Genomic DNA, 12,790 nt, shown 5'->3' on the forward strand with positions numbered 1-12,790 from the left:
CCGTACTGCTCCTCTGCCTTCCAGAAGTACACGAATCCCCCGGCACCGAAGAGGACCGCCCAGCCCACGGCCAGCGCCCACACATGCGGCGGCAGATTCGACGAGGGGTAATTGTCGATCAGGGCGTACCGCATCAGGTCCATGTACACGGCCGCCGGATTCCCCAGCATGGCGTCCGAGATCCACTTACTCGCCCCCGCGTGTTCGAGGGTGCGGGCCAGCGGAAACATCACGCCCGAGGCATACATCCACGTACGCAGAATGAACGGCAGCAGCTGAGCGAGGTCGGGTGTTTTGGCCCCGAGTCGCGCCACGATCAGTGACAGGCCGGTGTTGAAGACGAATTGCAGGGCCAGCGTGGGGACAATCAACAGCCAGGCCGGAGCCGGGAAGTGACCGAAACTCACCAGCACGACGGCCAGCACGATCATCGAGAACAGCAGCTGCTGGAGCTGCTGGAGCGCGAAGGAGATGGGGAGTGAAGCGCGGGGGAAGTGCAGGGCCCGCACCAGGCCGAGGTTCCCGGAGATCGCCCGTACGCCCGCCATGGCGGAGTTCTGGCTGAAGGTGAAGACGAACACACCCGTCACCAGGAACGGAATGTACGTGTCGTTCGGCAAGCCCCGGTTGCTCTTCAACAGCAGACCGAAGATGAAGAAGTAGACCGCCGCGTTGAGCAGCGGGGTCGCCACCTGCCACACCTGACCCAGCTTGGCCTGGCTGTACTGGGCGGTGAGCTTTGCCTGCGAAAAGGCCAGGATGAAGTGGCGCCGGCCCCACAGCTGCCGGATGTATTCACTCAGCCCTACCCGGGCGCCGCTGACCGTGAGGCCATGGGCGGCCGCCAGGGCCGCGGGATTCTCGGGAGGGCGGATCCGTTCGCTGTCTTGAACGAGGAGCTGGCTCACGGAGACACCTTTCGGCACTGCGACTGGCCTCAGCACTTACGACGGAACGGGTGCGTTCCGTCGTTGCGTAACCTAGAGCAGACGACGACGGAACGCAACCGTTCCGCCGTCGAGTAGGCTCAGGGCATGGAGAAGGAGCCAACCAAGCCTCGGCGTATCCCCGCAGGCGCCGCAGTGCTCCAGGAGAACGTCACGGACGCCATCCGCGCGGCAGTCTTCGAGGAGCTGGCAACCGTCGGCTATGGGCGCATGTCGATTGAACGAGTGGCGCGCCGGGCCGGGGTGGGGAAGGCGGCCATCTACCGTCGCTGGCGTTCGAAACTTCCCATCGTTCTCGAGGTCGTCTCCGCCTTGGCGAAGCAAGGTCTGCCGACGCCGGACACCGGTTCTCTGCAAGGCGATATAAAGGTTCTGCTGGAAGCGACGGCTCGGGTTCTCTGGCATCCGATGGCCGCGCAAATCATCCCTGACCTTTTCGCGGAATCCGCGCGTAACCCGGATATGGCTCAGGCTTTGCAAGCGGCGGTTCGGGACTCTCAGCGCGGGGTCGCCGAAGCGGTCATCCGCAACGCGGTCAACCGGGGAGAGCTATCCGCCGATACAGATGTCGACCTCGCTCTCGACCTGGCCAGCGGCCCTCTTTACTGGCGCCTGACCACAATGCGATCGCCCCTCCCCGAGGGATACCTGGACGGCCTGGCCGCGGCGACCACCGCCGCTTTGGCCGCCGCTCGCATTTCTCGCTGAGCGGCGGCGAGTCTCACAGCTCCACGGTGAAGGCCCAGAGGGTGATGTCCGTCCCCGGCAGGGGCGCCCAGTCGCGCTCCGGGGCGCGGGTGAAGCCCAGGCGTTCGTACAGGCGGTGGGCGGCGGTCATCGACTGCTGGCTGCTGATCACTATTCGCCGCAGGCCCAGGGCGCGGGCCCGGTCCAGGCAGGCTCGTACGAGCGCTTCGGCGGCGCCGCGTCGGCGCGACTCGGGACGGACGGCCAGCATCCGGAACTCGCCCTCGCCGGGGCGGGCCAGCTCCGCGTACGCCCCGCCGTGCACGGCGAACGCCACGGCGCCCAGGACCTCGTCGCTCGCCGCGGCCGCCGCGACCAGCAGCTCGGCCTCGGCTGCCCGGCGGCGGGCGTCGCGCAGGGTGGCGAGATAAGCATCACTGTCCCCGAAGTCCAGGAGCCCGTCCCCCAGGTACGCCTGCGCGGTGAGCTCTCCTATTTCGTCCAGCTCCTCGTCCCGCGCGCGCCTGATCGTGATGTCCATGCCCGCAGTCTGCCACAGGCCGCTGACAGCCGGGTCGCCGTGTGCCGGGGGTGGGTTCTCGGCGTCACTGGGTGACGGCGGTGATCACTCCGGTGGAGCCCGCGCGCTTGTTGGCGGCGTCGGCTTCCTGGTGGGTGACATAGCGCCGGACCGTGCCGTCCGGCAGTGTCAGCTCATAGACGACAACGGGTTGAGGCGGCCATTGAGCCGCTGTTCCGCCGCAGTTGCAGGCCATGGTTGCTTTTCCTTTCCCTCGGGTCGGCTCGGGTCGGTGTGGGGGCGGTGGGTCAGTCCAGCCATCGCGAGGCGACACCGGCCAGGTAGGAGAGCGTCAGGGCGGTGGCCGGGAGGTGGAACCACGCGGTGGTGTGCAGCAAGGAGGCGTAGACGGCGATGGCGGCGGCCACCCATGTGCTGGTGCACCAGCCGCAGTTGACCAGGTAGGACGGGCGGGAGTCGTCGCCGAAGCGGTCGGCCACCCAGGTCCTGAACCCCGCCGCCAGGGTGTCCTTGGTGATGAAGCGGGTGATCCGGCAGGTGGTGCCGAGGGCGAGAAGGAACGCGGCGAGGCTCATCGGATCGTTTCCTCCCCGGGTGGTCATACGGGGGCCGGCAACGCCGATGTCACCTCTGGGTCGGCACTGCCGATATCACTCATTAGAGGCATGACGGGCGACGGCAAGCCATACCCCTTGGCACGCATTCGCCCGAATAGCCGAGCGCTTGTCATACAAGCTCGGCGCCACGCGCGCCCTGATGCGCCAAACGAGTGATGGCCGCCGTGAGGCCTTGAGCGACGCCGAGGGGCGTGGATAACTGGAAACGTGGCCGCCGAGGCCGCCCCATACCTCGTCGGCCACGAGGCCACCCCAGGAGCCGGGCGTCCGCCCAGTGGCTCCGCCCTCATCCGCGCACCGTTCCCGCGCCCCGACCGGCGGCCGCCCGTGGCTCAGCCGTTCCCGCGGTGCGGCCTGACTCGACCGCGCGGTGACGACGAGGCGTTGACCGGCGGTGTGTGCCCACACACGCCCGTCAGCATGCCGTCGGCGCACATCACCCGAACCGGAACCCGAACCCTTCCCCGGGAGGACCGACCATGACCTCGACCGCTCTCGCGACCGCCGCCGCCACCAACGCCGCCACCGCGGGCTACTGGCCACCGGTGGGACCGCCGACGTTGCTCGCCGTGGTGCCCGACTCGGGCCCCGCCGCCGGTGGCAACTACGTCCGGCTGTTCGGCCAGAACCTGCGCGGCGTCACCGGCGTGTCCTTCGGCGGCACGCCCGCCACCATCGTCTACCAGGACAACCCCGGCGGCGGCGGCGGTGGCGGCGGCTGGGGTGGGGGAGGAGGAGGCTGGGGCGGTGGCGGTGGTGGCTGGCCCGGAGGCGGCGGCAACCCCGGCTACGACGGCATCGTGGTGATAGCCCCGCCGCACGCGCCCGGGACCGTCCAGGTCACCGTCACCACCGCCGCCGGGACCAGCAACGGCCTGCCGTACACCTATGTGGCACCGGCCCCGCCCGCCGCCGTCGCCATCACCCCGACCGTGGGCCGGACCACCGGCGGCACCCTGTACCTGATCACGGGCACCAATCTGACCGGGGTCACCAGCGTCACCTTCGGCGGAAGTCCCTCGACCATCCTGGCCATCAACCCCGCCGGGACCAGCCTTATCGGCATCACCCCGGCAGGCCCGCCCGCGGGCGGCAACGTCACCGTGACCCTCACCGGGCCCGGTGGCAGCGGCAACGTGCCCGGCGGCTTCACCTACTTCGTCGCGCCGCCCGCACCGGTGCCCGTCGCCATCACCCCGGCCACCGGACCCGCCGCCGGCGGCACCGCGTTCACCATCACCGGCACCAACCTCGGTGGTGTGCTGGGCGTGCTGTTCAACGGCGTGCCCGCCACCGGTGTGACCGCCACCCCCACGACGGTGGCCGGCATCACCCCGCCCGGGGCGGTCGGCAACGCGACCGTCACTTTGGTGACGGCCTTCGGCACCGTCACCGTCCCCGGCGGCTTCACCTACGTCTGACCGCGCATATCCGGCAGCCCCGCGCCGGTCACCGGGCCCCTTCCAGCAGACCCCGGTGACCGGCGACGACGTGCGCTCGAGCCGCTGAGGACGCACCCGTCACCTTTGCTCGCCCGCGACCGTCAAGGTCGGCATGGATGTCTACGAGGCGGTCATGAGCCGACGGGCGGTGCGCGGGTTCACGGACGTGCCGGTTCCGAGGGAGGTGCTGGAGCGGGTGCTGTCCGCCGCGGCCCGCTCACCCTCCGGCGGAAACCTTCAGCCGTGGCGGGCGTATGTGGTGACCGGCGACTCGCTGGCCGAGCTCAAGAAGCGCACCGCCGAGCGGGTGGCCACGGATGATCCCGGTGACGAGCGGGAGTACCCGATGTATCCGCCCGAGCTGGGCAGCCCGTACCGCGAGCGCCGCGCCGAGGCCGCCGAGCGGCGCTACGCCGCGCTGGGCATCCCACGGGACGATCAGCGGGCCCGCCACGGGGCCGTCGCCGCCAACTGGGACTGCTTCGGCGCGCCCGCCGCCCTGTTCTGCTACCTCGACCGCCGCATGGGACCAGCCCAGTGGGCCGACGCCGGAATGTATCTGCAGACGGTCATGGTGCTGCTCCGCGCCGAGGGGCTGCACAGCTGTACCCAGATGGCGTGGTCGGTGTACCGCCGGACCGTCGCGGAGGTCGTGTCGCCCCCGGAAGGGCTGATCCTGTTCTGCGGCATGTCGATCGGCTACGAGGATGTCGGCGTGCCGTACGCCCGCACGGAACGGGCCCCGCTCGCCGAGACGGTCACCTTTCTCGATGACTAGAATCGCGTGCTTAACTCACAGATTATCGCCGCCAAGATGTATGTGTTCACTTGACCACGCCTCATCATCATGTGCATTCTGCACACGATGAACTTACCCGTGGAAGGTGAAGCCATGCCCCGTGTCCCGGAACCCGAAGTGATCATCTGTGGCGCCGGTGCCGCCGGACTGACACTCGCCATCGATCTCGCCCGCAGAAATGTCGGCTTCCTGCTGATCGACAAGGCGGCCGGGCCCTTCCTGGGATCCCGGGGCAAGGGGATCCAGCCCCGCAGCCAGGAGGTGTTCGAGGACCTCGGCGTCATCGACCGGATCGTGGCCTCCGGCGGGGAGTACCCCGTACAGCGCTTCTACACGGACGAGGGGCCGGTCGACCGGTCCGCCATCGAGATGTCCGCCCCGACCCCGGCGGAGCCGTACCAAATCCCGCTCCTGGTCCCGCAGTTCCTCACCGAGCGCCGTCTGCGCGAGCGGCTCGCCGAACTCGGACACGCCCCGCTGTACGGCCACGAGCTCACCGGCATCGACCAGGACGACGACGGCGTGTCCGCGCGGATCGTCACCCCGGCCGGGGAGCGGGCCGTGCGCGCCGCCTATCTCGTGGGCGCCGACGGCGGATCGAGCTTCGTCCGCAAGTCCCTGGACATCGGCTTCCCGGGCAGGACGCTCGGCGTGCGGGCCGTCGTCGCCGACGTGCGCGTCGACGGCGTCTCGACGGACGCCTGGCACCGCTGGGGCCAGGGCACGGACGCGCAGGTCTCGCTGTGCCCGCTGTACGGCACGGACATGTTCCAGTACCAGGGGCCCGTCCCCTTCGACGTGGACATCGACCTGTCGGCGGCGGGCCTGACCGCCCTCTTCCACGAGCGCACCGACCGCACCGACATCGTCGTCCGCGAGGTGTCCTGGGCCTCCGCCTTCTCGATGAACGCCCGCCTGGCCGACACGTATCGGCGGGGCCGGGTGCTCCTGACCGGTGACGCCGCCCACGTCCATCCGCCGACCGGCGGGCAGGGCCTCAACACCGGCGTGCAGGACGCCTACAACCTCGGCTGGAAGCTCGGCGCCGTCCTGGACGGCGCCCCGGACCCCCTCCTGGCCAGCTACGAGCAGGAGCGCCGCCCGATCGCCGAGGCCGTCCTCGGCCTCTCCGAACGGCTGCTGGAGGCCGCGAAGAGCCGCTTCACCAGCCGGGGCCGCGAGGTCAGCCAGCTCGACCTCGGGTATGTGGACTCGCCCCTCACGATCGCCGCCCCCCGCCGGGACAAGGGCCCGCTGGCGGGCGAACGCGCCCCCGACGCCCCCGTCACCGGCGCCGGCGGGCTCGACACCCGCCTCTTCAGCCTCTTCCAGGGCCCCCACTGGACCCTGCTGGGCTACGAGGCCGACCGCGCCGCCGCCCCGACCGCCCGCAAGGGCCTGCACATCCACACCACCGGCCCCCGCGGCGATCTGAACGACACCGGGGGCCACTTGCGTGACGCGTACGGCCTGGCGGCCGGGCAGTGGGTGCTGATCCGCCCCGACGGATACATAGCGGCTATCGCAGACCTCCACACCATCGAGGCCCACCTCGACGCCGTCGGGTTGCGCACCGGGGGCGCCTCACCCGGGTGGCGGTAGTCTCTGGGCCATGGCCACACGACGCCAGCGGCAGGTCACGCAGCGACGGCTGCATGAATCGATCATCGACCTCATCGCGATCATGAACCAGCCGCACCGGGACGAGATACTCATCGCCGAAGCGGGCATCCAGCTCGACCGGGCGCTCTTCCCGCTGATCGTGGGCATCCACCGGTTCGCCCCGATCGGCGTGGTCGAGCTCGCCGACCGAGCGGGCCGCGATCACACCACGGTCAGCCGCCAGGTCGCGAAGCTCGCGGAGTTGGGCCTGGTCGAACGCCGCCCCAGCGCGGAAGACCGCCGCGTCAAGGAAGCCCTCCTCACCGAGGAGGGGCGCCGCGTCATCGACGCGATCGACGCCGCGCGCGGGCGGCTCAACCAGCCGGTGTTCGAGCAGTGGAGCGACCGCGACCTGCTCGAGCTGGAACGGCTCATGCGGCGCTACGTAGCCGACCTGGTCGGTTTGTCCGCGGCCGGGAAGGCCGCGGACGACCGCTGACCTTAGGCCTCGCCGAGGTGGTCGAGCCGCCCCGCCTTGGCGCTGCGTATGAGGGCGCTGAGGGCGGTGGGGTTGGTGGTGAGGATGGTGTCGGGTTCGTCGCTCTCGCGGAGCCGGATGGTGGCGCTGTCGAGTGCGGAGACGTACAGGCAGGCGTTGCCTTCCCCGCTGAACGAGGACTTTTGCCAATCGCGAGTGGACAACTCATTCACCTTTCAGGGTGCGGATGATGCTCTGGATGAGATCGCGTGATCGGCTCTCCGGGAGCGCGACCGTTTCCATACGGTCCAGCACGACGCGGTACTTCTCCAACTGGGCTGCTGCGTCGAGGAGTTCGGAGCCATGCTCCGTATCGAGCTGCACGGTGTCCAGCTGTGGGACCTGCCCAGCGGCGTAGAGGATCGACTGCCCCGAGCCGGGGAATGATCCCGCCTCGAAGGGGATCACGACCACCTTGATGTGGCCGTGCTCGCTCATGTCCAGGATGTGCTGCAACTGCGCCCGTGCCATGTCCGCTCCTCCGAAGCGCATACGCAAAGCGGCCTCGTGGACGATGGCCGTAAGCGGCGTGGGCTTGTCCCGGTACAGAATGCCTTGGCGTTTGATGCGATGCGAGACGCGGTGCTCCACCTCTGGCGGAGGCAATGTCGGTACGACCTGCCGGAAGATCTCACGGGCGTGCTCGGCCGTCTGAAGCAGGCCGGGTACGTGCGCGATGTACGCCGTGCGCAGCGCCACGGCGTGGTGTTCGAGCTCGGCCAGGTCGAGCAACCCGGTCGGCAGGATCTCCCGGTACTCCTCCCACCAGCCGCGCTTGCGCTGTGCCGCCATGTCGATGAGCGCCGCGATCAGAGCTTCGTCCGCACACGAGTAGTTCCGTGCCAGCGCTCGCAGCCGCTCCGCGCTGACTCCGAATCGGCTCGCCTCGATGTTGCTGATGGCCGTCTGATTGGTGCCGAGCAGGCGCCCGGACTCGGTCGATGACAGACCGGCCCGCTCCCGGAGCCTGCGCAGCTCGGTGCCGAGGCGGAGTTGGCGTGCTGTCGGAACACTTCTCTGAGGCATTCGCCGATTCTCTCTGCTCATGCGCAACAGGCGCGTCACTCACACGAGTGGTATGCCAAGCACTTCTATTCGCGCCGTCGAATATCTTATGCGAGCGAGGCTACGGTGTGAGTCCGGACATAGTCCAACTCCTCGTACCAAACGGAGACTTCATGCCCACCCCTGCGCCGGAAACGCCGGAAAACCCCTGGTCGTACTCACTGCGCCTGCCCCATGACCCCCGCGCCGCAGGCATCGCCCGCACTACCCTCCGTGCGGTCCTCGCCCGGCACGGGCTGCGCGAGTTCACCGCCCCCGCGACCCTCGTCGCGAGCGAGATGGTCACCAACGCCTACCGCCACACCACCGGCCCAGCCGAAATGCGCATCCGCGCCGTGGAGGAGGGGCGTCTGCGGATCAGTGTGTGGGACACCAACCCGGACATCCCGCCGCCCTTCGACAAGCCCCCGGCCCTCTTCGACCGCTCGTCCGCCCTCGCCGAGGCCGCCGCGAACACCGAGGCCACCTACGGCCGTGGCCTCCTCATCGTCCGGATCTGCGCCGACAACTGGGGCGGTTACGCCCTCGCCGACGAGCTCTTCGGGCGGAGCGGCAAGCTGCTCTGGTTCGAACTCGCACCGCAACACCCCTGCGACGCCTTCGAGATCGCCGCCTGACGCCCACGCCCGCCGGGCGTCATCCGCCGGGCGTCATCCGCCGGGCGTCATCGCCGGAGGGAAGGAGTTCAGCTCGGGCTCGCCGTACGACTCGTAGGACTCCTCCTTCTCCTGGCTCCAGTCCGGGTCCATCGCGCAGGGTCCACCGCTGCCCCCGCCGAGCCGCCGGAACTCCGCCTCCCAGGTGACCCCGGTGCTGAAGCCGCCGTCGCGCTCGGCCTCGACGCTCCACTCCTCGAGCTGTTCGTCCTTCCCGAACCGCGTGATGCGCCACCCCTCCGCCTTGAGGTGATCGCGCACCCTGCGCAGCGCGGGCAGCGCCTCCGCCCGGTCCACTTTGCCCATCGACCACCCGTGGATCAGCTGGTACGCGCCTTCCACGGGCGGGTCGGCGAAGCTGAACAGGCCGTCCGGGTAGCAGTAGTTGGAGTCATAGGTGTTGTGGTTGTCGACATCGACGTAACCGCCTTGGACGGTGCGGTCGATGCCGAGCGCGGCGTAGGCGTCCCGGGAGTACCCGGCGAGCCGGCGCGCCCGCTTCTCGGGGTCGACGTCGGGGTACGTGGAATCGGCGCTCGCGTACGCGAGCCCCGCGAGTCCGGCCACGGCCAGGGCCAGCACGCTGGTGCACCCGACGCGCCACCCATTGCCGCCCTTTCCGGCGGGCGCCTCACTTTCGGTCATATACCGGACGGTAGGTCCCGGCCCCGGCGGCCCGGATCCGCGCGGCCGCTCATGAGGGCCTAGGTATCGGTACTCACGTCAGGACGGTCGCGGAGAGATCGCGCAGATCGTCGAAGGCTCGGAGGAGGTGCGCGTCCAGGCTCTTCGCGGGGTCGTCGATCCAGGCCCCGGCCGCGTGGTGGAAGGTGGCCCAGCCGGTCTGGGCGGCCAGGTCGGCCAGCCGGTCGGCGACACCGCGCTGCCGTAGCGCCTCCGCCACGGCTTCGGTGAGGGACGCGGCCTTGGCCAGCTCGCGTTCGCGGAGTGTGGGCGTCGCCGCGATGATTTTCAGCCGTGGTTCGGAGAACGCGCGGTTCTCCTCGAGGATCCGTGCGGCCTTCCGGAAGGCGTGGAGCAGTACCTCCAGCGGTCGCAGGCCGTCGGGCGCCTCGGCCACCTCGTGCATCAGGGTGGCGCGCAGGTCGGCCTCGCCGTCGAAGAGCACCTCGCGCTTGTCGGGGAAGTGCCGGAAGAACGTTCGCTCGTTGAGACCGGCCCGAGCGGCGATCTCGGCCGTGGTGGTCCGGTCGAATCCGCGCTCCCGGTACAGCTCCAGGGCCGCCTGTTGAAGGCGGCGACGCGCTTCTGCTCCGCTCCGTGGCACGCCCCGAGATTACCCCACACGTCGACGGCCGACATTCCGTTGCGCCAGTGACTGGCGCTACCGTAGGGTCAGTGGCTGGCGCTAAGTAGCGCCAGTCACTGGCATTAAGTGGGAGTCCCATGCATGTCTTCGTTACCGGTGGTTCCGGGCTGACCGGCCCCACCGTCGTCGCCGAGCTCATCGCGGCCGGTCACACCGTCACCGGGCTGGCGCGCTCGGACACCGCCGCCGCCCGGCTGGAGTCGCTCGGCGCCACACCGCACCGCGGCTCCCTGGAAGACCTCGACAGCCTGAGCGGCGGCGCCGAGGCCGCCGACGGCGTCCTGCACATGGCCTTCGGCGGCGACTTCGCCGACCCCGACGACCTGGAACGGCGCGACCGGACCGCGATCGAGGCGCTCGGCCGGGCGCTGGCCCACTCGGGCAAGCCGTTCGTCTCCACCTCCGGCACGCTGGTCATGCCCGGCGGCCGGGAGAGCACCGAGAAGGACGAGCCCGACACGGCCGGGATCGCCGGCTTCCGGATCCCGGGCGAGCGGGCGTGCCTGGGCTTCGCCGCCCAGGGGGTACGCGCGAGCGTGGTCCGGCTCGCTCCCACCGTCCACGGGCCCGGGGACTACGGGTTCATCGGCATGCTCGTCGCGACCGCCCGGAAGACCGGTGTCTCGGCCTACGTCGGCGACGGCGGCAACCGGTGGCCCGCGGTGCATCGGCTCGACGCGGCCGTTCTGTTCCGATTGGCGCTGGAGAAGGCGCCGGCGGGTGGGGTGCTGCACGGAGTGGCCGAGAGCGGGGTCCGCTTCAAGGGCATCGCGGAGACGATCGGCCGGGGGCTTGGCCTGCCCGCGGTCTCTTTGACCCCTGACGAGGCCGCCACGCACTTCCATAGCCCGGCCATGGCCATGTTCTACGGCTTTGACGGGCCCGTCTCCAGCTCCCGCACGCGGGAGTTGCTCGGGTGGGCGCCCACGCATCCGACCCTGCTCGAGGATGTGGAGCACGGCGACTACCTGGCCGCACCGGCCGCCTGACGCCCCGGCGGTTCTTTCCCCTCCCCGCCCCTTCCCTCAACTGGGGCTCCGCCCCAGACCCCGCTCCTCAAACGCCGGAGGGGCTGGAAAGTGGGGCTTCGCCCCAGGCCCTGCTCTTCAAGCGCTGGAGGGGCTGGAGGGTGGGGTTCTGCCCCAGGCCCTGCTCTTCAAGTGCCGGAGGGGCTGGAGGGTGGGGCTCTGCCCCAGGCCCTGCTCCTCAAAGTGCTGGAGGGGCTGGGAGGTGGGGCTCCGCCCCAGGCCCCGCTCCTCAAAGCGCTGGAGGGGCTGGGAGGTGGGGTTCTGCCCCCAGGCCCCGTTCCTCGAGTGCCGGAGGGGGTGGAAAGTGGGGCTTCGCCCCGGGCCCCGGGGTCCAAGGGCGGAGCCCCGGCCGCGCGGCGGAGCCGCGGATCGATGCTTTCCCTCGCTACCCGGGGGCTGGGGCGGAGCCCCTCACGCGGCGGAGCCGCACATCGTCAGGTGTCGGGAAGGGGCGGGGAAGGGAACAGCCCGCCGCGGCGCCGTCATGGGAAGGTTCGGTGGATGGAGATCAGCAAGCGCCAGACCTGCCGCGAGAGCGCGTCGGGCTGCGCGTCGATCAGGCCGTGGAGCCAGTCGGCGAACAAGCCCGTGAACGTGGCGGCCACGGCCGAGTCCGCGGCCTCGGAGTGGCGCAGTCCGGCGCGTTCCCGTTCGAGCCGGGAGCGCGCTCGGAGTTCGCGGTGCAGCAGCTCTCCCAGGGGGCCGCTGCCGCCCGCCTGGAGCAGGCCCCGGTACAGCTCGGCGTGGGCCGTCACCGAGGTGAAGAACTCCGCGAGCGCGGACGGGGGGACGTCGGGGTCGGGGATGCCCTCGAAGGCGTGGACCGCTTCCACGGCATCCCGGACCACCTCCGCGCACGCGTCGATGGCCAGCGCCTGGAGATCCTCGTAGTGCAGATAGAACGTGGCACGGCCCACCCCCGCACGGCGGACCACCGCGGAGACGCTCACCTTCTCCAGTGGCTGGGAGGCGCATTCGGCGAGCAGCGCGTCACGCAGCCGTCCACGGGTCCGTACGGTGCGCGGGTCCTGGCCCGCCGTCAGATCATCGCTCACCCGGCGATGATGACAGCCGTCAGAGCGACCGCGCCCGGGGCGAGCTGGGAGAACAGGATCTTTCGGTTGGACGTGCTGGCCGCCCCGTAGGCACCGGCGACCACGACGCAGATGAGGAAGAAGACCTGCGTCTGGAAGCCCACCGGGTCGGCCGCGACCAGGCCCCATATCAGTCCGGCCGCCAGGAAGCCGTTGTACAGACCCTGGTTGGCGGCGAGCGGCGCGGTGATGCGGGCCGTCTCCTCGTCCATGGCGAAGACCGCCCGGCCGCGCGGCCGCTGCCAGAAGACCATCTCCAGCACCATGATGTACGCGTGCAGGACCGCGACCGCACCGACCAGAACTTCCGCCAGAACCTGCACCGCGAGCCCACCCTTTTCGCACGTTAAGACCGACGCCGACGCCGACACCGACGCCGACGCCTCAGCACTTCCTGGACAACTGTACAGGAAGTTCCGAGGCGCACGGCGACGGGCCGTCGAC

17 protein-coding genes are annotated in these 12,790 nt (G+C 70.2%); 7 read left to right on the forward strand and 10 right to left on the reverse strand.

Going from position 1 to position 12,790, the window contains the following annotated elements:
* The coding region (locus ACFXB5_RS48300) for an ABC transporter permease (RefSeq protein WP_385221050.1) at positions 1 to 908 on the reverse strand (908 nt) is incomplete at its 3' end.
* A 126-nt stretch (positions 909 to 1,034) separates the two neighbouring features.
* On the opposite strand from ACFXB5_RS48300, the gene ACFXB5_RS48305 reads away from it, so the two are divergent.
* Entirely contained in the window at positions 1,035 to 1,655 is a 621-nt protein-coding gene (locus ACFXB5_RS48305) for a TetR/AcrR family transcriptional regulator (protein WP_385221052.1), read from the forward strand.
* Between the two features lie 13 nt (positions 1,656 to 1,668).
* Here the strand turns inward: ACFXB5_RS48305 and ACFXB5_RS48310 are convergent, their stop codons facing one another.
* From ACFXB5_RS48310 to ACFXB5_RS48320, 3 genes are all read right to left on the reverse strand, one after another.
* Positions 1,669 to 2,175, reverse strand: a complete 507-nt coding sequence (locus ACFXB5_RS48310) for a GNAT family N-acetyltransferase (protein ID WP_385221055.1) — start codon at positions 2,173 to 2,175, stop codon at positions 1,669 to 1,671.
* A gap of 64 nt (positions 2,176 to 2,239) precedes the next feature.
* Positions 2,240 to 2,410: a hypothetical protein gene (locus ACFXB5_RS48315; RefSeq protein ID WP_166484413.1), complete on the reverse strand. Its 171-nt coding sequence runs from the start codon at positions 2,408 to 2,410 to the stop codon at positions 2,240 to 2,242.
* A gap of 52 nt (positions 2,411 to 2,462) precedes the next feature.
* Positions 2,463 to 2,750 carry a hypothetical protein gene (locus ACFXB5_RS48320; RefSeq protein WP_014054797.1) on the reverse strand — a complete coding sequence of 96 codons (288 nt, stop codon included), beginning with the start codon at positions 2,748 to 2,750 and terminating at the stop codon, positions 2,463 to 2,465.
* 521 nt (positions 2,751 to 3,271) lie between these two features.
* Between ACFXB5_RS48320 and ACFXB5_RS48325 the strand changes: the two genes are divergently transcribed.
* From ACFXB5_RS48325 to ACFXB5_RS48340, 4 genes are all read left to right on the forward strand, one after another.
* A complete protein-coding gene (locus ACFXB5_RS48325; RefSeq protein ID WP_385221058.1) occupies positions 3,272 to 4,213 on the forward strand; it encodes an IPT/TIG domain-containing protein in 942 nt (313 codons plus the stop codon).
* A 133-nt stretch (positions 4,214 to 4,346) separates the two neighbouring features.
* Complete coding sequence (locus tag ACFXB5_RS48330; RefSeq protein ID WP_385221060.1) at positions 4,347 to 5,012, forward strand: nitroreductase; 666 nt, start codon at positions 4,347 to 4,349, stop codon at positions 5,010 to 5,012.
* A gap of 114 nt (positions 5,013 to 5,126) precedes the next feature.
* Positions 5,127 to 6,635, forward strand: coding sequence for an FAD-dependent oxidoreductase (locus tag ACFXB5_RS48335; protein ID WP_385221063.1), 1,509 nt, complete (start codon positions 5,127 to 5,129; stop codon positions 6,633 to 6,635).
* Between the two features lie 10 nt (positions 6,636 to 6,645).
* Complete coding sequence (locus ACFXB5_RS48340) at positions 6,646 to 7,134, forward strand: MarR family winged helix-turn-helix transcriptional regulator (RefSeq protein ID WP_385221066.1); 489 nt, start codon at positions 6,646 to 6,648, stop codon at positions 7,132 to 7,134.
* A 2-nt stretch (positions 7,135 to 7,136) separates the two neighbouring features.
* On the opposite strand, the gene ACFXB5_RS48345 is transcribed toward ACFXB5_RS48340, so the two are convergent.
* Both ACFXB5_RS48345 and ACFXB5_RS48350 read right to left on the reverse strand, forming a co-directional pair.
* Positions 7,137 to 7,337: a DUF397 domain-containing protein gene (locus ACFXB5_RS48345; protein WP_385221068.1), complete on the reverse strand. Its 201-nt coding sequence runs from the start codon at positions 7,335 to 7,337 to the stop codon at positions 7,137 to 7,139.
* A gap of 1 nt (position 7,338) precedes the next feature.
* Positions 7,339 to 8,199 carry a helix-turn-helix domain-containing protein gene (locus ACFXB5_RS48350; protein WP_385221071.1) on the reverse strand — a complete coding sequence of 287 codons (861 nt, stop codon included), beginning with the start codon at positions 8,197 to 8,199 and terminating at the stop codon, positions 7,339 to 7,341.
* 152 nt (positions 8,200 to 8,351) lie between these two features.
* Here ACFXB5_RS48350 and ACFXB5_RS48355 point away from each other — a divergent pair, with 152 nt between their 5' ends.
* Complete coding sequence (locus ACFXB5_RS48355; protein ID WP_385221074.1) at positions 8,352 to 8,855, forward strand: ATP-binding protein; 504 nt, start codon at positions 8,352 to 8,354, stop codon at positions 8,853 to 8,855.
* Between the two features lie 33 nt (positions 8,856 to 8,888).
* On the opposite strand, the gene ACFXB5_RS48360 is transcribed toward ACFXB5_RS48355, so the two are convergent.
* Both ACFXB5_RS48360 and ACFXB5_RS48365 read right to left on the reverse strand, forming a co-directional pair.
* Positions 8,889 to 9,539, reverse strand: coding sequence for a hypothetical protein (locus tag ACFXB5_RS48360; protein WP_385221077.1), 651 nt, complete (start codon positions 9,537 to 9,539; stop codon positions 8,889 to 8,891).
* 73 nt (positions 9,540 to 9,612) lie between these two features.
* Positions 9,613 to 10,182, reverse strand: a complete 570-nt coding sequence (locus ACFXB5_RS48365; protein ID WP_385221080.1) for a TetR family transcriptional regulator — start codon at positions 10,180 to 10,182, stop codon at positions 9,613 to 9,615.
* Positions 10,183 to 10,301: 119 nt separating this feature from the next.
* Here ACFXB5_RS48365 and ACFXB5_RS48370 point away from each other — a divergent pair, with 119 nt between their 5' ends.
* A complete protein-coding gene (locus ACFXB5_RS48370; protein ID WP_385221082.1) occupies positions 10,302 to 11,213 on the forward strand; it encodes an SDR family oxidoreductase in 912 nt (303 codons plus the stop codon).
* Between the two features lie 521 nt (positions 11,214 to 11,734).
* Here the strand turns inward: ACFXB5_RS48370 and ACFXB5_RS48375 are convergent.
* On the reverse strand, positions 11,735 to 12,307 hold the full coding sequence (locus ACFXB5_RS48375) for a TetR/AcrR family transcriptional regulator (RefSeq protein WP_385221085.1): 573 nt from the start codon (positions 12,305 to 12,307) through the stop codon (positions 11,735 to 11,737).
* Positions 12,304 to 12,669: a DUF1304 domain-containing protein gene (locus ACFXB5_RS48380; RefSeq protein ID WP_385221088.1), complete on the reverse strand. Its 366-nt coding sequence runs from the start codon at positions 12,667 to 12,669 to the stop codon at positions 12,304 to 12,306. The genes ACFXB5_RS48375 and ACFXB5_RS48380 overlap by 4 nt, the downstream gene beginning before the upstream one ends.
* Positions 12,670 to 12,790: the final 121 nt, after the last annotated feature.

The sequence above is a fragment of the Streptomyces sp. NPDC059455 genome, assembly GCF_042750115.1.
Lineage (GTDB): Bacteria > Actinomycetota > Actinomycetes > Streptomycetales > Streptomycetaceae > Streptomyces > Streptomyces endocoffeicus.

Bases quoted from the DNA above. Each gene is read 5' to 3' on its own strand.
- ACFXB5_RS48350 (WP_385221071.1), bottom strand. From the start codon at position 8,199: ATGCCTCAGAGAAGTGTTCCGACAGCACGCCAACTCCGCCTCGGCACC.
- ACFXB5_RS48340 (WP_385221066.1), top strand. From the start codon at position 6,646: ATGGCCACACGACGCCAGCGGCAGGTCACGCAGCGACGGCTGCATGAA.
- ACFXB5_RS48320 (WP_014054797.1), bottom strand. From the start codon at position 2,750: ATGAGCCTCGCCGCGTTCCTTCTCGCCCTCGGCACCACCTGCCGGATC.
- ACFXB5_RS48360 (WP_385221077.1), bottom strand. From the start codon at position 9,539: ATGACCGAAAGTGAGGCGCCCGCCGGAAAGGGCGGCAATGGGTGGCGC.
- ACFXB5_RS48330 (WP_385221060.1), top strand. From the start codon at position 4,347: ATGGATGTCTACGAGGCGGTCATGAGCCGACGGGCGGTGCGCGGGTTC.
- ACFXB5_RS48335 (WP_385221063.1), top strand. From the start codon at position 5,127: ATGCCCCGTGTCCCGGAACCCGAAGTGATCATCTGTGGCGCCGGTGCC.
- ACFXB5_RS48305 (WP_385221052.1), top strand. From the start codon at position 1,035: ATGGAGAAGGAGCCAACCAAGCCTCGGCGTATCCCCGCAGGCGCCGCA.
- ACFXB5_RS48355 (WP_385221074.1), top strand. From the start codon at position 8,352: ATGCCCACCCCTGCGCCGGAAACGCCGGAAAACCCCTGGTCGTACTCA.
- ACFXB5_RS48325 (WP_385221058.1), top strand. From the start codon at position 3,272: ATGACCTCGACCGCTCTCGCGACCGCCGCCGCCACCAACGCCGCCACC.
- ACFXB5_RS48370 (WP_385221082.1), top strand. From the start codon at position 10,302: ATGCATGTCTTCGTTACCGGTGGTTCCGGGCTGACCGGCCCCACCGTC.
- ACFXB5_RS48315 (WP_166484413.1), bottom strand. From the start codon at position 2,410: ATGGCCTGCAACTGCGGCGGAACAGCGGCTCAATGGCCGCCTCAACCC.
- ACFXB5_RS48310 (WP_385221055.1), bottom strand. From the start codon at position 2,175: ATGGACATCACGATCAGGCGCGCGCGGGACGAGGAGCTGGACGAAATA.